Origin of the sequence: Vibrio nigripulchritudo, from assembly GCF_027924785.1 — a bacterium.
GTDB lineage: Bacteria > Pseudomonadota > Gammaproteobacteria > Enterobacterales > Vibrionaceae > Vibrio > Vibrio nigripulchritudo.
Window position 1 is genome coordinate 343,903 of record NZ_AP027050.1, and the last position, 21,862, is coordinate 365,764.

Sequence of the window (21,862 nt, forward strand, 5' to 3'; positions counted from 1 at the left end):
ATCTGGCTGGGTTTTGCCTAGCGCAGTTACCAGTGCGGCAACTGCGCTAAGCAATGATGAATAATGTCGGCATCCCGCACGTTTTGCGTCCTTTCTAAAGGGGCGATCAGCTCCGTGGCGGAATCCACTTTTATGCCTTCGTGACCTCGCCCGGCGACCACCACGATTTCATCGGGTTGCTGTGTTTTTAAAGCTTGATAAATGGCGTCCGTCCGGTTTTTGATGACTCGGGCATGTGGCAGGACTTTTTTGAGTGGTGCGAAGATCTGTTCAGGCGGCTCGCTTCGTGAGTTATCGCTGGTGATAAAGGCTTGGTCTGCAAACTGTCTGACACTTTCTGCCATGGGTGCGCGTTTGCTTCTGTCTCGGTCACCCCCGCAACCGAATACCACCACCAGCTTTTTGCCAAAGGTTTGATTCAGTGAATCCAGAGACTTAATCAGCCCGTCTGGGTTGTGGGCAAAATCGACAAATACCTGTCTGTTGCCTTTAGTGGTGATGGATTCTAGCCGACCGGGTGGCAGAGAAAGAGTGGGGATATATTGGCAAGCCTGTGTGAGTGCTTCCTTACCATAAAGACTCTGGACAATGCCGAGTGAAGTCAGCAGGTTTTGAACGTTATGTTCGCCAAAGAACGAGCAATCTCCCTGCCATACATAACCGTTTAGGTTGAGCGATAATGTGTTTCCCTCTAGCCGCCCAAACCATCCGGGAATGGACGTTGAGTCGGCAAATAACCGAGCGTTCAATCCAGCACTCTGGCTTGCATCGACCCATTTGGGGTGCATGGGATCTTGCTGGTTGATCCACACATCAGCGCCAGCTTTACAATGCTTCAGCAGTTTAAGTTTGGCATTGAGGTAGTCTTCGAGGGTGGGGTGGTAGTCCAGATGATCGTGCGTTAAGTTGGTAAAGGCAGCACAATCGAACTCGAAATGTTGGTATTGCCCAATTTCTATCAGGCGACTAAAACACTCCATCAGACAGACATCTACCTGATTCTGTTCGGTGAGATCTTGAATGAATTCGTGAACCCGTTGGCTGGAATTGCAATACCAGGGGACTTCTTCAAACTCCCCATCCAACCCCACCCCTAATGTGCCCCAACTGGCTGCATGAATACCAAGCTTGGAAAGCAATTGCCTTGCTAATTCTACGCTGGTGGTTTTGCCATTAGTTCCAGTAACCGCTGCCCATTTCATTATCGAATCCTTTCGAATCAGTTAACTTGCGTGACTGGATATTTACGTTACGCGGATAAGGGGGATTCACCATCCCCAGTTTTAGGGGGACTTGGTTGCAGAGTGGATAGAAATGGCAGTAGACTGAGTTTTTATAAAATAGTAAACGGTATGCAATCGAGCGAAAGGACATCGCTGAACAGACCTGAAAGTGCATCTCGGGAAGTATTTGTGCGCTTGGCGATCATTGTTTTGCTGCCTGTTGTGGCAATTTACGCACTGGTATCGCTGCTGAGGTATGGTGATCTCGTTTCTCTACCGTCGGTGCAGTCAGGTGTACTGGTTCTTAAAGACAATGAAACCACCAAGCTGATAGATGTCGCTCTACCTCATAATTACAGCCAGCACCTCAATTTTTCTTATGGCGAGTATCGGATCTCGCTTCCCATAGTCGATAAAGAATCAAACGCGACAACGGCTATCTTTTTGCCACCTTTCCGGGACACAGCCGAGTTTTATCTGGGCGAGCAGTTGATCTGGCAGACGGCACCGATTGCTCATTCCCGCGATTCTATGATGCCAAGGTTTCGCTATCGCCCTTCCTATCACGAGCTACCTAATTCGCTATTTGATGGGGATGAACTGTCGCTCACTGTAAAAATCGCGTCCAGTGGTGGGCTGCAAATGCCCAATATTTTTTATGGCACGCCAGCTCAGGTGAAGCCCTACTATCAGTTTCAGTACTGGTCGCAGATTGGGCTGCACATTGTGATGCAGTGGCTGACTCCGCTAATTACATTGTTTTACCTGCTGCTGTGGTGGTTTCGACGCAACAACACTGAATACCTTTTCTTTGCTTTGGGCTTTGCATGCTGGGCAATGAGCAATATGACATTTACGGTGTCGTCGCTGCCTATTTCCCAACAAACTTACTGGATGACGACGGTAACGGTTCAGCCTTTCCTGACTTTGTTTATGATGCTGTTTTTGCATCGCTGGTATCAGCTTAAACGCCCGTCTGTCGAGCTAATCGTAAGCGTGGCGACAATGGCTCTGGCGGCATCGTCTTTCGTTATTTATGAATATGAACCGACCAAACTTTGGTGGCGATTTAACGAAAGCGCTTTGCGTGGTTATGTTGCATTGAGCTCGGTGTATATCGGCTATGTATTGGTGACCCAGGCGTTATTCAATCGCAGCAAAAGTGCCTTGTTACTTGCTACGGCAGGAATGATTGGTGTGGTATCTGGGATATTAGATTCGCTGGATGGGATGCAGCTTCTGGAGATGCATTTCCCGCTCAGCGCCCATGCAAACTTACTTATTTTTCTGACTTTGTGCGTGCTTCTTATCTATCGATATGCCAGTGCACTAAACCGCAGCGAAGAGTTGCAAAGAACTCTAGAACAGAAAGTAGTGGAAGCCGTCGCGCTGTATAAAAAAGAGCAGGCAGTGGCGCACGATCTGGAAAAGAAACAGGCATTAATGGATGAGCGTCAGAGCCTGCTTTCTGACATGCACGATGGGCTAGGCAGCCAACTCGTTGAGCTGATTACGTTACTAAGAGTGCCGAACACCAACCAAACCGATATTCAGCTCAAAGCAACGCAGTGCCTGAACGATTTACGCCTGATTCTTGATTCACGTAACCCGCTCTTTGATGCGCAATTCAGTGTGTTACTCGGGCAATGGCGAGCGCGTATTGATCCTGTGCTTCAAGCCGCCAATATAGAACTGGAATGGTTTGTGGAGTGTGAGGACAGCGCCGTGACCCTCACGCCACAATCCAAACTGGACTTACTACGCATTCTGCAAGAACTGATTACCAACGTCATCAAGCACGCCAACCAAGCCACAAAGGTGAGTTTTCACTGCATTCAAAACGACTCCCAGCTCATCATTCGGGTACAGGACAACGGGAAAAATTCCAAAGACTCTGTTGATAAGAAATCTGATGGATATGGATTGTCTTCGATTCAAAATCGAGCAAAAAAGATGAATGGTCAGTTTGATTTTGAGCTGAAAAAAGAAGGGGGAATGGCGAAGGTGACAGTACCTTTGTAGAAACTTCAAAGGGTTAGGTGACAGGTCTTACTTCCCACTGTTTTGACGTAGATGAAAGCCTCACGTTTTTACTGAACAACAAGCTGCAAGAGGGGACATTGCATTCATAACATTAGTCACAAATCTGATAATCATATAAAAAATCACGAGATTTATGACCCTGCTGGGCAATGTGCAATTCGGTTTTCTTCGATATACATTTCCACTGTGCAGTCACTCGAAAAGTATCACTGCTAAGTAAATACTCATTTGAGTGCGTCGCCAACTCTACGCAACATGTAAGTTGATCCAATAAAGCGGCTTCGAGCAAAAAATGGAGCTGATAACGTTGAACATCTTACATCTGAGGTGCGAGAGATTTTAATGACAATTTTCAAGAAGAATAAACTCATTTTTGCCGTTTCTTTAGCCGTTGGTGCAATTAGCCCAGTCAGCGCATTAGCCGCTGATGTTTGTGCCGGCATCAATGAATACCCGAACTGGCCACAGGTCGATTGGGCTGGTAACCCGAACCACGCTAAAAAGGGTGACCAGATGCAATACCAGGGCAAGGCGTACACCGCTAACTGGCATACATCGTCTATTCCGGGTTCCGATGGTTCTTGGACGTTTGCTTTTGACTGTGCGGGTACGGATCCTGGCCCAGGTCCGGTTCTTGGTGATGCCACTCTGCTTATCCGTAAAGACCCAGTGAACTTAGAAGTGGCGGGCTGGCCAAGTAAGCTGGCTATCGGTACGTTCACAGATAACTCAGCGACACTAAATGGTGCGCTGGCAAGCTCTAAAGTTGATTCTGTATTCAGCGTCGTGACTAATGCGGCGGATGTGCTTGCAACACTTAAGCAGTCAAGAGAAGTAGAAAAAGTGAATGGCGGTGAAGCCATCGTACCAGTAGCGGCTGTTTCTACCGCGTCTGGTCTGGGTGATGCCGACATTCTGACTTACGCAAATCTGGTTACGCATTATCAAAACCTTATCCAGATTGCGGCTCAGGTTCAGGTATTTAAAGACAGCGCTCATGCATCGCCAGGTTCTATCGTTCTAAACGAAGATTTATTGGCAACGTGGCAGGCGAACCAAGACACAACTTTCGCGACCACATTTGGTGTTGATGGCGCATTTACGGAAGTACAGGTTAAGCGTGCACTGCGTGAAGCGATCACTAATGCGGGTAAACTAACAGTAACGAACGCGGCAGGAACGTCGCAAAGTATTTCAAGCCTGTACAACCTGTCGGCTATCGATACGGCAGTGACAAAACTGGAAGACAACATTAAGGGTTGGGTTGCGTCTCAAAACTTTGTGATTGAGCAGTTTGCCAAAGACGCGTCTTACGGCTGGTCACTAAGCGTTTCTAATCCGGGTACAACAAACTGGGTTCACAAAGACTACGCTGGGTTGCGCTCAACATGGAATGCGGCATCTCAGTCTGTGGTTTCATTTGTGAACTGGACAGGCGCTTACGCAGATGCGGCAGCGAAGCCTGACTTCCTGGTATTCAAGCAAAGCAGCAACAATGGTCTTTCCAATACAGGTCGTGCAGAGCACGCATTTGGTCCTGTCGCATGGGATAACTACCTTGTTTATGTTAAGCAGGTGACCGATTCCATCAATGTACCAGCAATGTTGTACAAACTGCCGGGCGCACATCTGGCTACCAATTCACAATCTGGTAACTACGACGTGGCAACTCAGGCTGGTACTGCAGCCAGCTTCTTCATGGGCGATAAGTCTCTGGGTAAAACATCGGCTAACCTTCGCAGCGATGTTGCATCGATTGCTCTAGACAGTGCAACTTACGGTGTTTCTTCTGTTGCTTCTTTGGTCGAGCAGGAATCTCATGACTGGGGCGTAAGCCAACTTCGTCGCGCGGCTTACAGCAACGTATTCTCTATTCTTTGGGGAAGTGACACATCGACGCCTGTTGTCTCTGCTACAACGAACACGGACTGGCTGAAAGGCAAAGTGGCGGCATACCAAGCCAACCCAATTCCACTTTACTATGTGCCAGAAAGCCAGACAGCAACGCCGTTAACTTCTATCGCAGCACTTAATACAGACTTAGAAGGTGCTGAAACGGTAATGGATAACGAGGCGTTCTTGTATGAGCTTCCGGGCAACAAGTGGGCTCCTTCGACTATCTACAAGTGGAAAGACTTCTTGAAAGCATTGAACTCCATGCACAATGTAGGCGTTGCGGGTAACCAGTTCTGGCTGATTGATCCTAACGCAGATGTTGAAACCAATAAGAAGTACGCCAAAGTCGCTATTGCCGCGTTCCTGTCTCAAAGCATGCAGGAAACCATCCGTTACAACGCTTGTGACGAAAACAACTGGGCAGAGATTAAGTACGGTGCGCCAGCAAACCACCCGAACAGTGCGTCTTGCGGTCAGCTAGACCAGAAATACGCCGATTACGGCTACAACCCTGTGACGGGCAGAGACCACCCTTACTCTTGTCCACGTAACAGCAAACTGGAGCTTTCTGCAAATACGCACGCTTCATGGTATGGCGCGCCAGCTCCTATCTTTGTAGCACCGGATGCGGTTCTTAAAGAAGAAGGCAAAATGGTCGCGGGTGCAGCAGGTCGCTGGGACATCAATGGCGAGCACTGTATGACGAGCCCTCAAACCATCGACGAGAACAAGCAAGTTTGGGAACGCTCCAAGTGTGAGATCTACGCTGGTCAGAAAGCGGGTGCATTCTTGTGGGATGGCAGCAGCAAGCAGTCCATCGAAGGTTGTGGCTGGTGGGGTCGTGGTGTAATCCAGACCACTGGTCGTCAGAACTTCGGTACGCTGAACCACTTCATTGGTCGTAGCCACGTTGATCCTGAAACGGTTGGTCAAACCATCGAAGGAACTTTGGTTGAAGCAGCTCCGGCTAACCCGCTATACGCTGACTTAGACCTATGTTCTAACCCTCAGTTGATTTGTTCTACGGAAGAGAACACAGAGATCAAGTGGATTGCAGGTCTGTTCTTCTGGATGACGTCTGTACAGAACTACAGCGATGTAGGTGGTCCATACGCAGCCTGGAACTATCATGATGAGCTAAAAGCTTACGTTGATGGTGGCATGGTAGGTACTAAGTTTGTTGATGCGGTATCCGGTATTGTTAACCGTGGTTGCCCAGACGATGCTTGTCCGGTAAGTGGTAAAGTTCACGCGATTGCTGAACGTCGTGCAAACTTCAAACTGGTACTTCAGAAACTTGGTCTGAACCCACAATAATTTGTTGGTCTAACTAGCTTAATTTCCTTGAATGGAACAGAAAGGAGCTCTCATTGAGAGCTCCTTTTATTTGAGCTGGATAACCCTAGCTGCATTTTCCGAACTTGATGTTCATATTGTCTGTTTTTTTATCGTAAACAACGTCGCCTTTTTTGCTCAGCGCTTTTAGTGCTCCTGAACCTTCCCAGCCACCGATATTAGAAGCTTTGAGTAAACTTCTGAAATCTTGCTTGCTTAGCGAACATTTGCCCGATTCTTCGAGTGTACTCTTAAGGCTTTCTGTTGGAACTGGTACTGCTTTTTCGCCTCCACAAGCAGCTGTTTTGGCGATCACTTCGCCACCTCTGTCTTTGTATTCAAGCGTACCCTGTTCAATGAGGTAATCCTTCATTAAATGAAGAGTGGGGTGAACCCTTACTCCTAAACTCTGAGAGATAGCTTGCGATGTTTCTAAATCCGTAAGGTCGGCAGAACAGTTATTTTGTTCAATTTTTTGAACGAAATCGGCAACGAGATTATCGATGGTATTGGCGGAAACAGAGGTAGATCCGAACGCCACGGTCAACGCAAGCGCAGTAGGAAGATTAAATTTCATTATATTGTCTCATTAGGCTTTTGGATGAAAAGCCTAATGATGATTGGTTGCTCGAATGAATCTTTTATGTGTTTGTAAATTCTTGGTAAATAATCAAAATTGAGATGGCTACCCTCAAGTTCCAGCAACAAAAAGAGGTTTGCTCAAATTAGTCTGCCGGACCAATTTGAGAAGCTAAGTAACCCTTTAGGCTGGAAGCGGCAGCAATCACAAACAAGCCAGCCAGAGTGAACTCGACATAAACTGCCGTCATGATTCCCTCATTTACAACACCCCGATCCAGTTCATGTAAGCCTAAAAATCCTAATGCCACCAATACAGTTGTGATCATTAAACAAAACTGAACTCTTAAATGCGGTTTGATTATTTGAAACCCTAGAATATTGAAAAACGCCATTCCTAACATCAGCATGGCGGCGCGCTTACCCATAAACAATGCATCTGCATTACCAGGTAAGCCTACGTCAGATAAGAACGTAGATGAAGAGAAAAAGAGTAGATTAAACAAGTAAATAAATAACAATGCCGATATTGCAGTTAAAATCTTATAAAGCATAAATGCACCTCAATCTTTGTTAAATCCAGTTCTGGATTCAGTTATTGTTTAAATCATGTTCAATAATTTAATGAAAACACTATCAATAAATAAGATCAATATTAATTTTATATTTATAGTGTTTTCTGTTTTTGATAAAGAAAAAGGTCAAGCCACATTAATACGGGCAATACCACTATTAACGTTAAGTAGAAAGAGTTGTGAGCGATTGATAAGAAAGGTTTGAAGAAGTGTTTGATGGGGTATTGGGTTTCTTCTGGTCAGGACCATATGTTCGGATTGTCATCTTAGTCGACGACAATTCGAACAGTATTTGAGAGTTAATTAAGGTCAGGTTGTTTGGTCTGACTGGTATTCGGAGAGTTGAATTTTGCTTGATTGGTCAATACAAGCAAAAACAGCACAACCATCAGCGATGCGGCGAACCAATATGGGAAGCTTTGATTGCTCTGGTACAACACGGTGGCAATAATAGGAACCAAAATAGAAGAAAGGCCTTGGACTGCCGAGATTGTACCTGCAGCTGCACCTTGCTCATCCTTCCCTACCGAATTGGCAGTGATTGCTTGTATTGTCGGAAACAGTAGCCCCAGCCCAAAAGCCATGAATACGTAACCCGCAATAAGAGCTAAGGCCGAGTGTGCGACGGAAACGATACACAAACCAGCAACAGCAGCGATAGGACCAATTATACAACTCTTGAGCAATAAATTGCCTTGGCTTTTAGCTAACATGCCCTGCGTGATTACTAATGTAATCCCTGTGATTGTCAGAACAATTCCCGAGAGTTGCGCTGTCTCTTCTGCTGTGTCTCGGATACGATCCAATACAAGAAAACCTATGATGATTTGAGCGGTGATAACAGCAAACATACTGATAAACATTGCGATTGCAGGAAAACGAAGCCGAGGATCGAAAAAGCTAATTGTGTTTTCTGGCGGCACAATGTTTGTTTGTGTTTCGGGCAGGCGGATTTTAATGAAAATCCATGCTATGACGGGGAATACTGATAATACGTAGAGTGGTAGCGTTAGCGAGTACTGAGATAGCCACCCTCCCAGAGCGGGACCAGCAACTAAGCCAATAGCACTAGCCGCCCCAATACTAGCCATCGCACTTTGTCGCTCCTTTGCTGTGGTGATGTCTGCTACAAACGCAGTGCTGACAGGTGCAATAGCTGCCAAAAACAATCCAACCAGAGCACGGGCAACAATCATACCAACCAGTATGACGAGTGTATTGAAAGTTGCTTGTAAAGATAAGTCTAGCCATATCGTCATCAGTATAAAGGAGATGGCGTAACCTAAAGTAGCGATCAGTAATACAGGCTTTCGACCTTTTCGATCACTGGTCGTACCCCATTTCTTAGCGCTAAGCAACCACGTAATGCCCGACATGGCTACCACCAGCCCTCCGTGCCATTCCAATAGTCCCACTTCACGAATAATAGGACCGATCACTGGAATGATCGACATCATTGCAGTCATGCAAACCGCATTTAATATAAATAACTGCTTGAGAGGGCTCATAATATTGATTTCCATATCAAAATGACAAAAACATCTTGTTGAATATACAAGCTATAAATTTCTATTAAAAGGAATTAATGAAAAAGATTCTCATTATCAATTTTGAGGTGCATAAAGGACTTGTTGACAACCTAACGGGAACAATACCCATATAGCATTCTGCTGAAATGACCTTAGTTAGACGGGTTGATAGCTCGTAGTGACTACCCAGTTACTAGGGCGCTATCTTTCAATCAAGGCTATGACGCAGTCTTTCTTCGGATAAGCTCGATGAACCTTTTCAGGATTGAGCTCTATACTAAGTTTCCGAGTGATATAAATTCGAATGGTGTCCGGTTTGGTGGGAAATGGCTTGTAACTAGATTTTTATTCGTAAGCATTATTTGATTGGCGTTGAACTATTACTCAATATTAATTAAATGGGATTCTTATGATGTATTTTAATCCATTGTCAGATTTTACCTGAATACTGCCCTCCAACGCCCATATAACGGTCATATAAATAATTGTCGCACTAAATCCTAAATGTTTATCAATTCTTTTGGTTGTGAAGAAAGGGTCAAAAATATTTTCCAAGTTATTGAATTCCATTCCTACACCATTGTCTTGATAAATTATATTCATTTCTTTACCAATATTTTTAAATTCAATGTCGATAGCCCTACTTTTTATTCCTTCAAATGCGTGATCTATGGAGTTTTCAATTAATTTATCAAATAATTTTTGAAAATAAGTTTTTTCTTTGTCGGAACAGTAATGTTGTCGCAAGATAAATTCACTGTTACATCGTTCTTTTCAAGGAGTTTTTCATTTGACTCAACAACACTATTCATGAGTTCACAAAGATCGACTTCTTCTGTATCCGATATATCATGCACGGGTAATGTTTTAAATGCTGTAACCAGTTGATTTAATTTACTTAGATTGGTTGTAACTAGCTGTGAGATGTCTTTATCTTGGTCAATCCAATCACTAATATCATCCCGTTTAATGGTATTTGATTCTAGCTTAACGTTCATTTTTTCCGCGTGGTCCAGCAAATGGCTACTCGCTGTTACGCACACACCTATCGGCGTGTTCATTTCGTGCGCCACCCCCATGATAATATTGATCATAGATGATAATAACTGCGCACGATATTTCTCTTTCTGCGCTTGTATCATTGACAATACACTCTTAACGCGAACGAGAACTTCCCGAGACCGGAATGGCTTGGTTATATAATCATGCCCGCCAGCAGCAAACGCTTCTTCTATAGAGTTAGTATTTGAATTTGCGCTAATGAATATAATAGGGATTTCACTTAATTCTGGGTCTGATTTAATTTTTGTGCAGGCTTCAATACCACTAATTCCTGGCATGTTAATATCCATTAAAATGAGATCAGGAAGAAACTTAGCTGCACTCTTTATGGCCATTTCACCGCTTATCGCGACTCTTATGTTGTAGCCTTCACCCACTAATATGGACTCTAAAAGTTTTAAATTAGCAGGCGTATCATCTACTATCATAATTTCGTTCATTCGAACTACCCCCAGTCCGCGATAGTTAACTTATTGGATTTTCGATGGAATTTAATCTATCCAAAATCTTCGCTAGTTCAAAACTCTCCAACATCTCTATTAACCATTTTGACTCATTGGTTAAATCAGATGGTAAATCCACACACAATTTGATTGCATTCTCGGTATCCCCTATCTCAACAAACTCGACGAGCGCGATGCGCTGATCGTCTGGCAGTAATCTCAAGTTGATGTCCTGATACTCTATATTGTCGCCGGATCTGCCCTTATTAGAGCTTGATTCGACAATGGAATGTTCTAGATGCTTGAGCAAACAGTTAATCAATGTTTGTTTTGCCAAAGGTTTAGTTAATAGGTCATTACAGACTTTGAGTAGGTCTTTTTGTTCTTCAACCATTGCAGAGGCTGTCACCATAACCAACGGCATACAGTTGGAGCCCATGTCCTCTCTGAGTTTAATGCACAACTCTTGGCCATCAACAACAGGCATTTTGAGATCGGTTAAGATCAAATCTGGACTGAAATCATGAACTTTATCTAAAGCATCCTGCCCATGTTTTGCTTCTAGAATGTCAAACTTCCAGTCAGATAAATAACTCGAAATCAGATTTCTATTGTGTGGAATGTCATCAACAATCATGATCTTGGCGGGTTCGAAGAGTATTTCTTCAAAATCGATAGTTGGGCTTTCGGTGGCGAATTCGGTTAATTCTGCGCTGCACTTTTCTACATCAGGTATCATAATGCTAAAACATGAACCCTTATTTTCTCCCTCACTGGAAACATTGATTGTACCGCCCATCAAATGAACAATTTCCAGGGTAATGGCCAGCCCAAGACCCGTTCCTCCATATTCTGAACTTTTTTGCCCAGATATTTGCTCAAAAGCGTGAAAAATACGTTCCTGCTGGGATTTTGGAATGCCTTTCCCCGTATCGACAATGTCGATATAGATATTAACTTTGGCTTCATTGCTTGAAGCTAAAGTTCTGACCTTAACCGTGACACTGCCATCGCGGGTAAACTTGACCGCATTACTACACAGGTTAATTAAAACTTGTTTTAGCTTTAACGTGTCCAGCAACACGCATTCTTCTATGTCATCACTGAGTTGTATTTCAAACAGGATATCGCGCTCACTGGCTTGCTGGTAAAAGAAACTATGCAGTTCGTTTAAGAGGCATTTGAGTGAAGTAGGGTTGTACTCAAGTTCCATTTTTCCCGACTCAATTTTAGCGAGATCGAGGACAGAGTTGATTAAAGCAAGCAAGGTATTACCGGCAGTGTTAATGGCTGTTAGGTAACTAATGCTTTTGCTGTCGTGCATTTGGGTCTTTAGCATTTCAGAAAAACCCAGAACGGCATTTAGTGGAGTTCGTAATTCGTGCGACATGTTGGATAAAAACTGGCTCTTGGCTTGATTGGCCCGTTCCGCTTCATCTTTCGACATCTCCGCCTTTTTTCGAGCCTCTTCTGACTGCATCTGCGCTACTGACAGTTCCGCTGTGCGCTCCTTAACACGTTTTTCTAGGTCCTGATTTAACCTTTGAATGTCGCCAAGCATTGTCACTCTTAGAATTGCCGTGATCCCCATTCTGAAAAGAGTCGAGATAAATTCATTACCTATATGTTGTCGTTGAATGCTTCCTTCTTTACCTGTGGCATCGAAGATGGCAATGACGCTGTCTCCATGAACCATAGGCATGCAGCATCTCAGCTCGTCTCCATTGTGCGCAAACTCTACTTGTTTATTCTTGATTGCATCCGACATTAGGGTGTCGATGCTTTTCATTTCACCAAAGTCTTTGCAGAACTGCTTATTTTCTTCGTCCCAAATGAATATTTTGCAAGAATCCAAGTGCAAATAATCTACGAGTACCTTTTGAATAATGGAAAGTATGTAAAGTTTTGATTGTTCTCGATTATCCGAGGAAATAAACTCTGAAAGCTCTTCTCCTGTTGTGTTTAAGGTATTTAAATTAGATATCTTTTTGCGAATGGAATCCCGCATAATCTCAAAACTATTGGCGAGACTTCCTATTTCATCTTCTCTCTCTGTCTCAATGTCATAAGATAAATTCCCCTTGGCTAATTCATCAGAAGATGTTTTTAGCTTTTGTAAGGGATTAATAATGACAATCATAAGAATCATATAAATAGCGACGTACAGTACTGTAAAAAGAACAATACTTTCGATAACGGTGGTGATGATTAAGTCTGTTAATTTATCTCTTAAAAATTTCTTCGTTACATAGACTTTTGCAACGCCCATTACTTCATCATCGGCTGAGTCGTCTGACCCCACCGAATTAAATAATATCGTTACTTCTTTATGATAAAGATCTTCGCTAGTATCTTGAAAATCTTCACTAATGTTGACTAGATTCCAGTCTTTATTTCGGGTTTGACCATGGGTGACGTATGTGTTGGTTGCGTCTTTGATAAGGATTGAATGAACCTCTTTGTCATTCATTTCTGTTGTGATGATTTGATATACCTGGTCACCATAAAAATTGTAAAGCAATTTCCCTAACCCGAGCGATAATCGAGTTAGGGTAGCTTCCATTTTTTCTTCAACTTGTCGTTCCAGTTCTTTTTCAGACTGGTAATAATTAAACACGCCCAATATAGAACTTATAATAATGAAAACTATAAGAAGGGGGACTCCAAACTTGCTACGAATACTATTGAATAAATTGGACTTTTTCATATTTTGAATTCTTCGTAGTTAGTACAACGTATACCCCAGTAGTTTGTTATGTAGGCGTTGCCATAAGTGTAGTGCCAGTTAAAAGCCCCTCACATCAGTCAGCGTGTATACATTTTTTTCCTTTTCTAGGTTGGCTATTGCCTGGGTCGCCCCTTGGTTAAGAATGTCTACCGAAGACCAGATTGCGCCCTTAAAATCGGGGTTTTGCTTTAAGAATTCTTCTACTGCTGCTTGTGCTTTTTGTACAGATTGGTCCGAAATAGCGATCTGAGTTCTGCCTTTAACATCAAGGTTGTCGTACGTTTTTAATACCGCATCCATAATTCTTGCTCTTCTTCGAGAAGCAACATTATCGTCCGCCGTAATAACCAATAAATCCGTTTTGTTATTTTTTGTCATTTTGTCAAACAGAAGTGGAGTGATTAACGCAGACAACGTGTAATCGTTTATGGTTAGTCCCTCATTCACTTCCAATCCCCAGCGCCCATCAAGCGTAGGCCAGGAAGAGGAGTCGCTGTATTGTTGAGAAAACTCTCCTGATTCGCTCCAAGGGAATTTACCAACAGGTGGGAGGTTATCTTGAGTGACCAGAATTGTAGGGACATACAGGTTATATGGCACAACATTACCGCAATACACTTTCTCTGTTTCGGTGTCTTTGTTGAAAATGTCATTCATGCAGTCCGCCACCTGTCTGCCCATCATCTCAAAGTTCTGAGACTCTGTTGCCAGAAAAGGCGGTCTCTGTCTGATCATGTCAAACGTCCATTTGTTTCCGTCAATACCTGTGGTGTATATGCTGTTTCCTTTTCTTGCTTTCAAAATAGCTTGTGTAGCGCCAGCGGCAGGCTCGTCCCATGCAGCCCATACTGATCCATCGAAATCAGGGTTATTGCTTAAGTAGTCTGACACGAAGTTTCTCGAATCCTGCACTTGTCCGGGGATACTGGTGTGATGCATTTTGACTAATTCTATTTCTGGGTATTCAGCCAGAATGGCTTCCATTATGTCCGTTCTTTTTCGAATACCATGGTGATCTAGCCAGGTAATGCCTAACAGTTCTTTCTTGTTATCGATAAGCATTTTGTCAAATAAATATTTTGTTACTCGCGCGGACAAAAAGTAGTTATTTGAAGTGATATTTGTGACAACGTCTTTGTGGAATCCAGCATCACCATTTATCACTGGAATTCCTGCCTTTTTGGCTTTTAAGAGTGCAGACTCGATTAAGTTTGGATCCAACATGTCGTTGAAAATGGCATCAACATCTCGTTCTATGAATTCATCAAAATATTGATCTGCCTTACTATAATCGCCAAAAATTTCGGCTTTAATGACGTTCCAACCATATTCTTTGGCTCGTAATGAAAACGAATTACCAAATCTAAGCATCGTATTTGATTGAAAATCAACAGTAATGATGGCAACAGTCTTTTGCTTTTCGGCTGCCATCGAAAACAGAGGATTTAATAAAAAGACTGTGAAGATTATCGTTAGTAGCTTAGCTTTAGAATTCCACATTTATATACCCGCTTTCATATTTTCGTTTAAGGAAATAGCCTTAAAAATCTTTGCATTCTTACCTAAACTGAACGCAATAATTATTTGTGAAATCCGCTATTTTTCTAGGTTATGTTGTCTAAACAGCGATGAGGAAAACACATTTAAAAAGATAGTTTAGGTTGATTTAAAACGCCAACCATAGAAACAGTAGGGGAAGAAGTATTATATCGGTTACCGCGTTTTTTTATGTCTGTTCACACACTTATCGCAACTCACATGGAACCGAAAAAGTTAGGGAGATTGAGCTTTTATAAAAAGAGGGTTTGGATATAAACCCTTGTTGCAGGATCAGGCATTGGTATGGCAATTCGGGTACCACAGTATTTTAATGAACTCTCATCAGCTAAATGGGAAGCAGTTATTACCCAGTTACCTGAACACTGTTTGTCGGTCCTGTTATGCCTGCGCCGCCGGTACTCCCGATATTGTTATCTATGGTGGTACCTAAGATCTGCACATGCTCGGCATACCGACCCAAGTAAAACCCGTATCGTTGCCAATGACCTCGATTACTTTCATTTTTATCGTAAGCACTGCATGCGATTAGCTGAATGTGTTCGCCCCAGGGGATATGGAACCCATCAAAGTCAGCCGATGGATCATCCGATTGCCAGCTATTGGAATCGGCATGACAACTTGTCAGAGAGTTTGGACCAGCATCGATATAGAAACCGTGTCCACTATTATCTTGAGCCTCGCAAACACTGTACATTCCGCGCACGCTGCGGATATTCCATCCGTTTAACCCCGAGTACCAAGCTTTGCAATTAGTGAAATGATTGTTTGCATGGTCCACATAGAAGCCATGACCCGCGCTGCTTCCAGCATCGCATTGATGGTACATACCGTCGGGTGATGCTATGAAAAATCCATGAGCTTTGTTTCCCTCGGCAGCCCCTTCATCTCCGACATTGTAAACACGTATGTTGGATGCTTTTGTGGCGCGCATATAACTTCCCGCCACATGAAAACCATGTTGATTTGTTTCGTATATATAAATGTCTTCGAAGTGATGGATTGCGTCAGAACCCTCATCAAAGTCACCTTTTGAGTTGATGTGGTAGTAAATGCCCTGAACGTTTGCCCCATTGTAGCGATTGCCGTTAATGCTTAAGAATCCTACTCGTGATATATGTATACGAGAGTTCAATGGTTCAATCACTGCGCCTTGCTCACCATCCTGGGAGGTCCATGTGCCCACTGCCTTAAGAATCGTTGCCCGACCGCTACCGAGTAAAGAAGTGCGGTGGCGCATCTTGATAGCCCCCTTGCAAACGTAGGTTCCGGGTGTCAGATGAACCACTCCGCCTTTACTTCCTAAATCCACCAAAGCCTGATTGATAACATTCTGATCGTTTCTTCCATTGCAAACATAATGCGCAGCACCTTTATCTCGGGCACTGGCATTTTTTGCCGCAACAATCAGCCCGAAAAAGTGGTCGGAATCTGAATTTGTTTTCTGAGTAGCGCGGCTTTCTTGTGGTTTATGCTCGTTGGCATTGGTTAGCTGACTGATAAACGTAGTGCTGCCAACGCCTGCCAGCCCTATACGTTCAAGAAATTTTCTTCTGTTCATTAGCTTTCCCTGTTGGTGTATTCATGAGTCAAAAACTTTGATGAGTACCACCATAAAAGCTCCGCCTGACCTACGACACCTCAACAACCTTGACGAGAATAAATGGTGGCAACGTTTACTCAACATCGAGTTCAGGAAGATGATTTATGATAATCACGAGAGAAAAAGCTTGTTAAGAGAGGGGAGTGGATAATCACTTAAGTTCTTATAAAAGAAACGGACTCTGTTATTAGGAGATGAATTAATTCTGTTGTTTAAAACTTATCTTCCCGCCACCCAGTATTTGGGTGGCAATTTCTTTCTAGAGCTTAACCTTAGCAACAAGTTTTCGAATGAACAGCTTCAAATTATTCACCAAATTTTTTGGTGCGCACTAACAATATGAACCGTCATCATCAGGGCTGTAGTAGAGGTACTCTGATTTGGTGGAATCCCACCGAAAATATGAGATATGAGTATCAATGCATTGTTTTATGTCATCTATTACGTCTTGCACTTGGTCTTTCTTAATGATTTGAATGTTAGCAATTCGATGGTAAAAAACAGTCCAGGAAACAACAGCGTGATCCCATCGAACGCCGCCATCGTCACTGGTTGTGAAAATGTAGCGGGGTGGATCTATTTTCCCTGTGTGCTCCCACTCTTTGGCAATTAGTCTGTCTAAACCTTGGCTACCAGCTTCACAGGAAGACAATGATACAAAGACTTCTCCGTCGTAATCATTCATGTCCGTAAAGATGGGTTTCATTGCTTCGAATACTTCTCGCCATCTGAGAAAATCGCTGCCAAATTCTACCCCTCTTTCATTGCCGTGGGCTGAAATGTGGATACATAAAGGCATAAGCTCTTCACCTCTCGGACCATGACTAGAATCGATGGAAGAGATGTAGTTGCAATACTTGATAAGATCCTTTTCCGAATAGGCGATAAATTTGGCGACTTTGTGACCAAAAATTTTACACACCTGCTCGAGTGCTTCAGCCTCCGAACGCTCGTTAAGCAAATCCATAGGATCAACACATTCAATAATAAAAAGCCTGATTTTGTTGTACATTTTTCTATCTGATAACGTGGTCTTAATTTAACTGACAGGAGAGTAAATTAAGGAGGTGGGTGTGAGGAGAAACTATTTTTATTAGAGTAAAAATTGCGACAGAAGTAACAGTAGTAGTTTCATCAAACCGCCACGATTGCGATTTCAAGAATTGAATAGGTTGTGTTTCGAGTATATCTCTGAACAACGCTAACCAAAGAAAAAGTCCATAAAGGCACACAACTGGTCTTCTGGAAGGAGCTCGCGAAGCTTTTGGTTGATATCAGCTAGATACTCTTCCTTATACTCTAGAGTTTCTTCATTTAATACTTCAAAGTTATATTTCTTGTATTGAATATCAATAACGGTATGTATGGATTGGAAAAAGCCTTCTAGGTTATCAGCGATTAACTTCGGATTTCCGCTCTCATATGACGTCCAAACCGCAGCCTGTTCACTTGTGGTATTCACCATAATGGGTTCATCGTCAAACAGCGCAATTACAACACAACCTTGATCCCACCCATTACATGGCTGCCCATTTGCGAGAGTGCGATAGCCTATTTGTGCTTCAGCTAGATTAGAAAAGGTAATGAAATACAAAACTGAGCTTCCAACCTCTAAGCATGTGCCAACTGTTGGACCCTTTGTAGAATAGTATTGTTCTAGTCGAACATTTGAAGGCAGATCTGTAAACCATTCAACAGAATGATTTTCTTGAAAGCCGCCGCGTTGTTCATGAGATTGCATCAATTCGTTTATTTTGTTTAAAGTAGAGTTGATTGGCACCTGATTGACCCCTATAACGTTATCCACTGAATGTGAAGAAATTAACGGTAACAAAAATGATACTATTACTAATAGTTTAAGTGATGGGATAAACTCAATTTACTATATTTGGTAGCGCTTCTCTCAGCTCGTCAAGTTGCCTCTTATTGGCTTTTATCCATACTCTCTCTAAATTACGCATTGATGTTAGTGTATCTATTGTTTTTTCATGCTTAATTACATTGGTATCACTTAGGTATAGTGCCAATATACTACTTTTTCCATGTAACGCCTCAATATTTAGTAACTGCTTATTACTACTCATATCTAAGATTTTAATATCTTCAAGAGAATGCATAATCGAGTCTATATTTAATTTAGGACATTTATTTAAAGAAAGAATTTTTAAATTTTCGATATTTCCAGTGATTTTGGAAAGCTTACTAGCGTGAGATATACTTAACGCCTCGATAGACTCAGAAAGCAAATTAACGGATTCCAAAGAGCGAACGATTGATAAGCTTAAAGATTTTGATTTAAATATCTCAACATTGTCTATTTTGGAGTTGAATATATTTACGTGATCATTGTTTTCAATTGATTCTGAAGGTAAATTTTGCTCTAGATATCCTTTACGAATGAAAGCTCTTATTGCTTTCCAATTGTCTTTAGACCACTGAACTTCGTTAATAAACTCAAGTACAGGGTCTAAAGAAGTAAAATTTGGTAACGAGCTTTCCCATGTTTTCCAGTCTGATACACCTTTAGGCGCAGATTCTATGTAATTTATAAAAGTTGAAATATTCATACTGAAAATCAGGGAATCTAACTAATTAATAATACTCGGTTATACTAATTGATTCAAACAATACAGTTGATTGCTTCCTCGAGTATCTACTTTAGATTTTTAAAAAATTATGACTTTACTTTCTTGAATTCTAGACCTTTAAGGTTTGAACACATATCTTTTATATTTTGGTTAATTATTATGTAGCCATTTTTCTCTTTAATTCTAAAGATAGGGGAATTTCCTATTTTTTTAGTGTCAATGTACAAGTCAATAATTCTCATTGACTGTGTTCCGCTTCTATACTTTTTATATTTTATTTCAGATCTTTCAATATCAACACACTCATAACTATTTATAACAAATAGAGCTGAGAAATCTGAATTACTGTTCCCACTTTCATCTATTATTTTTGCTGGGAAAGTTATTATGTCTTTCTCTAGAAATTCTGAAAACACAGATATTAGCTTTCTACTTACAAGAGGTAGACCTATAGTAGGTAGGATATCGTATTCATTGATTTTATTATCTATTTTCTCGATTTCATAAATTAGCTCTTTGCTCTGAGGGATTTTTCCGTTAAGAGCGTCAACATAATCTACTTCATTATTATCAGAGTAGTTGAAACAAACATCTTTAAAATAGAAATCTTGCAAATCAAAGTACATGACTTTCTCCATCAGTGTTTATATTTTTTAACCACATACAGCTTTACCTTGTCTAAGGTTTTGACGAGTTTCTCTACGTAGATCGTCGACTGCATCTTTATATTGTTGCTGGCTCCATTTTTCTTCTTTTCCAATCGCTGAAATTTCATCGAGCTCCGCTCTCATATCTCTATTGTATTGTGCATGCGCTTTGTTCCAACCATTATGTACACATCCTTGTTGGATGTATGGAACGATCTTTTGGAAGGTAGATTAAGTTCTTAGTGCCATCTATGTCAAAGCCTGCCGATTTTAATGCTGGGTGAGCTTTCATAGATCTGGGTATAACGTGGTGGTTTTGGTATCCGCTGATCTTAGGCATGTTAGTGTAATTCCAACCAGAAGCTGGCTGTGTTTTGCCGAGAACTAAACCAGAAGGATCCACCCAATCCATCGGATTGTGCACGTACGCTTGTGGTCTTAAACCACCAGCAAATCCGATGGGGTCTGAGCTTAAATACTGACCGCTGTCTGTATCGTAGTAGCGGTGCCGATTGTAGTAAAGCCCCGTTTCTTGGTCGTAAATCTGCCCTTGGTAACGCAAGTCACATTCAATTGGGTCGTTAGCCGCATCACTGGCGTATTTCTTTAACAAGCCTTGTTGATGTTGCTGCTTATAGCCACCCCAAACTTCATGCTGCCCCCGCCAGATGATGTCACCTTGTTCGCTGCACAGCTCACGTGGCGTACCAGCGTGATCGGTAACCACATAGCTGAGTGCCGACGTGCCAAGCACGTTATCGGTATTGATTTGCGCCAGTGGTCGGAAACTGTCGGGTTCATACACCCATTCAATGGTGCTGAGCGTCGTGCCATCCGCACACACTTTCAGCTGCTTGATTTTCTCTATAACCCGACCGTTTTCATCGTATGAATAGGTATGAACCTGCCCATTAGGCTCGGTGACCTGAGTGACGTTACTCCAGTATTCGTATTTGGTACGCTGACCTAGAGGGTTCATGACTGCCATCAGGTTATCAAAATTCCACTCTTGCTCGGTTCGGTTGCCCTCAGTATCGACAATCGCAATGATGCGGTTTTTATCATCTTTGAAGTACTGGGAGATCCTACCAAACGCACTTTTGTGTGATGTGATGTTATTGTCATCGTCGTAGTGGAGTTGCCCTTCTTATTTCCTTAAAGTGAGTGTCCTCTGTTATTCCAGACAAACAACACACCTCGAACTATTAATCTAATAGCCACATTGGTGGTTTTGCATACCTAAAAAACCAAGAAGGTAACGGATATTCGCTACTTTTTAGGCAAATACTCTACATATTGAATCTAATTCTATCGATACGAGTCGAGCCTGGAATAAACGACAAGAAGGGACTTCAAGGTTTTTCTAATTGCGTCTGTCCTTGATTATGCCCTTCATTTCAAGGGTAAGTGGCTGCGCGAGGCCGGGTTTGAGACCAGCACGCATGTCACTGTTTATATCGCCGGGGATTGTATTGTGCTCATCCCCGAAAGCCCGCAGGGGCAAGCATTACTGGAATAGATGGCGCAGTTAAAAGCGTCGCTGGGATGAGTTGATTGGGTAAAGAGCCGGGAGGTTGAGCCCGGCTGTATCGTTCTTTATTCTGTTCTAAGTTCCACATATTCTTCTAAGAAAAGTTCAAAAGAATCATACATTGTTTTATCTGGTTCCTGCTTGAACAGATTATAACTAACGATCTTACCAGATTCGTTCGGCAATAAGTTTATACACCAACAGACTTCATCTTCCCTGAAATATATAACTGCAAAATAGTCAGGTAATCCAAACTCTTTTCTGCAATAAAGTGTATCAAACAGCATGCCACCATGAGACTCCGTTAATGCATCATCAGAAATGATCCCAGATATCTCTTCTTCTACAGTCCCCCCCCCACCAACTAAGCGAAAAAAACTCTTTAATGATTCAGGAAGTACAGCTCTCAACTCCGACTCTAAGAGATGGATTTGTTCATCACTTGCCTGTCCCAACCAAAACACTTCGTCATCAGCATTACTATTTAAATGATTTACCAACTCAGCGATTGTTTTCATTATTA

Annotated in this window: 19 protein-coding genes; 3 read left to right on the plus strand and 16 right to left on the minus strand. The window is 42.4% G+C overall.

The features are described from left to right. Positions 1–26: 26 nt before the first annotated feature. Positions 27–1,202 (minus strand): Mur ligase family protein, encoded by a 1,176-nt coding sequence (locus QMG91_RS19855; protein WP_281831643.1) that lies wholly within the window; start codon positions 1,200–1,202, stop codon positions 27–29. A 150-nt stretch (positions 1,203–1,352) separates the two neighbouring features. Between QMG91_RS19855 and QMG91_RS19860 the strand changes: the two genes are divergently transcribed. Continuing rightward, positions 1,353–3,245, plus strand: a complete 1,893-nt coding sequence (locus tag QMG91_RS19860) for a sensor histidine kinase (protein ID WP_281831644.1) — start codon at positions 1,353–1,355, stop codon at positions 3,243–3,245. A gap of 363 nt (positions 3,246–3,608) precedes the next feature. After that, positions 3,609–6,479 carry a cellulose-binding domain-containing protein gene (locus tag QMG91_RS19865; protein WP_281831645.1) on the plus strand — a complete coding sequence of 957 codons (2,871 nt, stop codon included), beginning with the start codon at positions 3,609–3,611 and terminating at the stop codon, positions 6,477–6,479. Positions 6,480–6,564: 85 nt separating this feature from the next. Here QMG91_RS19865 and QMG91_RS19870 read toward each other — a convergent pair whose 3' ends face one another. The 14 genes from QMG91_RS19870 to QMG91_RS19930 form a co-directional block, all read right to left on the minus strand. Then, positions 6,565–7,074, minus strand: coding sequence for a hypothetical protein (locus QMG91_RS19870; RefSeq protein ID WP_004405018.1), 510 nt, complete (start codon positions 7,072–7,074; stop codon positions 6,565–6,567). Between the two features lie 148 nt (positions 7,075–7,222). Further along, positions 7,223–7,630, minus strand: a complete 408-nt coding sequence (locus tag QMG91_RS19875; RefSeq protein ID WP_045965620.1) for a hypothetical protein — start codon at positions 7,628–7,630, stop codon at positions 7,223–7,225. Positions 7,631–7,950: 320 nt separating this feature from the next. Next, positions 7,951–9,159, minus strand: a complete 1,209-nt coding sequence (locus QMG91_RS19880) for an MFS transporter (protein WP_281831646.1) — start codon at positions 9,157–9,159, stop codon at positions 7,951–7,953. A 411-nt stretch (positions 9,160–9,570) separates the two neighbouring features. Next, positions 9,571–9,927 carry an ATP-binding protein gene (locus tag QMG91_RS19885; RefSeq protein WP_281870320.1) on the minus strand — a complete coding sequence of 119 codons (357 nt, stop codon included), beginning with the start codon at positions 9,925–9,927 and terminating at the stop codon, positions 9,571–9,573. Next, positions 9,864–10,682 (minus strand): response regulator, encoded by an 819-nt coding sequence (locus QMG91_RS19890; protein WP_281870321.1) that lies wholly within the window; start codon positions 10,680–10,682, stop codon positions 9,864–9,866. Before QMG91_RS19890 ends, QMG91_RS19885 begins: the two co-directional genes overlap by 64 nt. 25 nt (positions 10,683–10,707) lie before the next feature. Then, on the minus strand, positions 10,708–13,392 hold the full coding sequence (locus QMG91_RS19895; RefSeq protein ID WP_281831649.1) for an ATP-binding protein: 2,685 nt from the start codon (positions 13,390–13,392) through the stop codon (positions 10,708–10,710). 78 nt (positions 13,393–13,470) lie between these two features. After that, entirely contained in the window at positions 13,471–14,913 is a 1,443-nt protein-coding gene (locus QMG91_RS19900) for a substrate-binding domain-containing protein (protein WP_281831650.1), read from the minus strand. A gap of 403 nt (positions 14,914–15,316) precedes the next feature. Next, a complete protein-coding gene (locus tag QMG91_RS19905; RefSeq protein ID WP_281831652.1) occupies positions 15,317–16,531 on the minus strand; it encodes a hypothetical protein in 1,215 nt (404 codons plus the stop codon). 373 nt (positions 16,532–16,904) lie between these two features. Then, entirely contained in the window at positions 16,905–17,540 is a 636-nt protein-coding gene (locus QMG91_RS19910; protein WP_281831653.1) for a hypothetical protein, read from the minus strand. Between the two features lie 234 nt (positions 17,541–17,774). After that, positions 17,775–18,353 (minus strand): hypothetical protein, encoded by a 579-nt coding sequence (locus QMG91_RS19915; protein ID WP_281870323.1) that lies wholly within the window; start codon positions 18,351–18,353, stop codon positions 17,775–17,777. 94 nt (positions 18,354–18,447) lie between these two features. Further along, positions 18,448–19,140, minus strand: a complete 693-nt coding sequence (locus QMG91_RS19920; protein ID WP_281831655.1) for a hypothetical protein — start codon at positions 19,138–19,140, stop codon at positions 18,448–18,450. Between the two features lie 107 nt (positions 19,141–19,247). Next, entirely contained in the window at positions 19,248–19,787 is a 540-nt protein-coding gene (locus QMG91_RS19925; RefSeq protein WP_281831657.1) for an imm11 family protein, read from the minus strand. A gap of 27 nt (positions 19,788–19,814) precedes the next feature. Next, on the minus strand, positions 19,815–20,024 hold the full coding sequence (locus QMG91_RS28995) for an AHH domain-containing protein (protein WP_409351282.1): 210 nt from the start codon (positions 20,022–20,024) through the stop codon (positions 19,815–19,817). Continuing rightward, the gene (locus tag QMG91_RS19930) at positions 19,990–20,796 is read right to left on the minus strand and encodes an RHS repeat-associated core domain-containing protein (RefSeq protein WP_281831659.1); all 807 of its coding nucleotides are present in this window, start codon (positions 20,794–20,796) and stop codon (positions 19,990–19,992) included. Before QMG91_RS19930 ends, QMG91_RS28995 begins: the two co-directional genes overlap by 35 nt. 378 nt (positions 20,797–21,174) lie before the next feature. Here QMG91_RS19930 and QMG91_RS29000 point away from each other — a divergent pair, with 378 nt between their 5' ends. Further along, entirely contained in the window at positions 21,175–21,327 is a 153-nt protein-coding gene (locus tag QMG91_RS29000) for a SymE family type I addiction module toxin (RefSeq protein WP_409351283.1), read from the plus strand. Positions 21,328–21,404: 77 nt separating this feature from the next. Here the strand turns inward: QMG91_RS29000 and QMG91_RS19935 are convergent, their stop codons facing one another. Next, positions 21,405–21,857 carry an SMI1/KNR4 family protein gene (locus QMG91_RS19935; protein WP_281831660.1) on the minus strand — a complete coding sequence of 151 codons (453 nt, stop codon included), beginning with the start codon at positions 21,855–21,857 and terminating at the stop codon, positions 21,405–21,407. Positions 21,858–21,862: the final 5 nt, after the last annotated feature.

Excerpts from the sequence above, each read along its gene's own strand:
- QMG91_RS19855 (WP_281831643.1), bottom strand. The coding sequence starts at position 1,202 with ATGAAATGGGCAGCGGTTACTGGAACTAATGGCAAAACCACCAGCGTA.
- QMG91_RS19860 (WP_281831644.1), top strand. The coding sequence starts at position 1,353 with ATGCAATCGAGCGAAAGGACATCGCTGAACAGACCTGAAAGTGCATCT.
- QMG91_RS19865 (WP_281831645.1), top strand. The coding sequence starts at position 3,609 with ATGACAATTTTCAAGAAGAATAAACTCATTTTTGCCGTTTCTTTAGCC.
- QMG91_RS19870 (WP_004405018.1), bottom strand. The coding sequence starts at position 7,074 with ATGAAATTTAATCTTCCTACTGCGCTTGCGTTGACCGTGGCGTTCGGA.
- QMG91_RS19875 (WP_045965620.1), bottom strand. The coding sequence starts at position 7,630 with ATGCTTTATAAGATTTTAACTGCAATATCGGCATTGTTATTTATTTAC.
- QMG91_RS19880 (WP_281831646.1), bottom strand. The coding sequence starts at position 9,159 with ATGAGCCCTCTCAAGCAGTTATTTATATTAAATGCGGTTTGCATGACT.
- QMG91_RS19890 (WP_281870321.1), bottom strand. The coding sequence starts at position 10,682 with ATGAACGAAATTATGATAGTAGATGATACGCCTGCTAATTTAAAACTT.
- QMG91_RS19895 (WP_281831649.1), bottom strand. The coding sequence starts at position 13,392 with ATGAAAAAGTCCAATTTATTCAATAGTATTCGTAGCAAGTTTGGAGTC.
- QMG91_RS19900 (WP_281831650.1), bottom strand. The coding sequence starts at position 14,913 with ATGTGGAATTCTAAAGCTAAGCTACTAACGATAATCTTCACAGTCTTT.
- QMG91_RS19905 (WP_281831652.1), bottom strand. The coding sequence starts at position 16,531 with ATGAACAGAAGAAAATTTCTTGAACGTATAGGGCTGGCAGGCGTTGGC.
- QMG91_RS19910 (WP_281831653.1), bottom strand. The coding sequence starts at position 17,540 with ATGGATTTGCTTAACGAGCGTTCGGAGGCTGAAGCACTCGAGCAGGTG.
- QMG91_RS19920 (WP_281831655.1), bottom strand. The coding sequence starts at position 19,140 with ATGAATATTTCAACTTTTATAAATTACATAGAATCTGCGCCTAAAGGT.
- QMG91_RS19925 (WP_281831657.1), bottom strand. The coding sequence starts at position 19,787 with ATGTACTTTGATTTGCAAGATTTCTATTTTAAAGATGTTTGTTTCAAC.
- QMG91_RS19930 (WP_281831659.1), bottom strand. The coding sequence starts at position 20,796 with ATGGCAGTCATGAACCCTCTAGGTCAGCGTACCAAATACGAATACTGG.
- QMG91_RS19935 (WP_281831660.1), bottom strand. The coding sequence starts at position 21,857 with ATGAAAACAATCGCTGAGTTGGTAAATCATTTAAATAGTAATGCTGAT.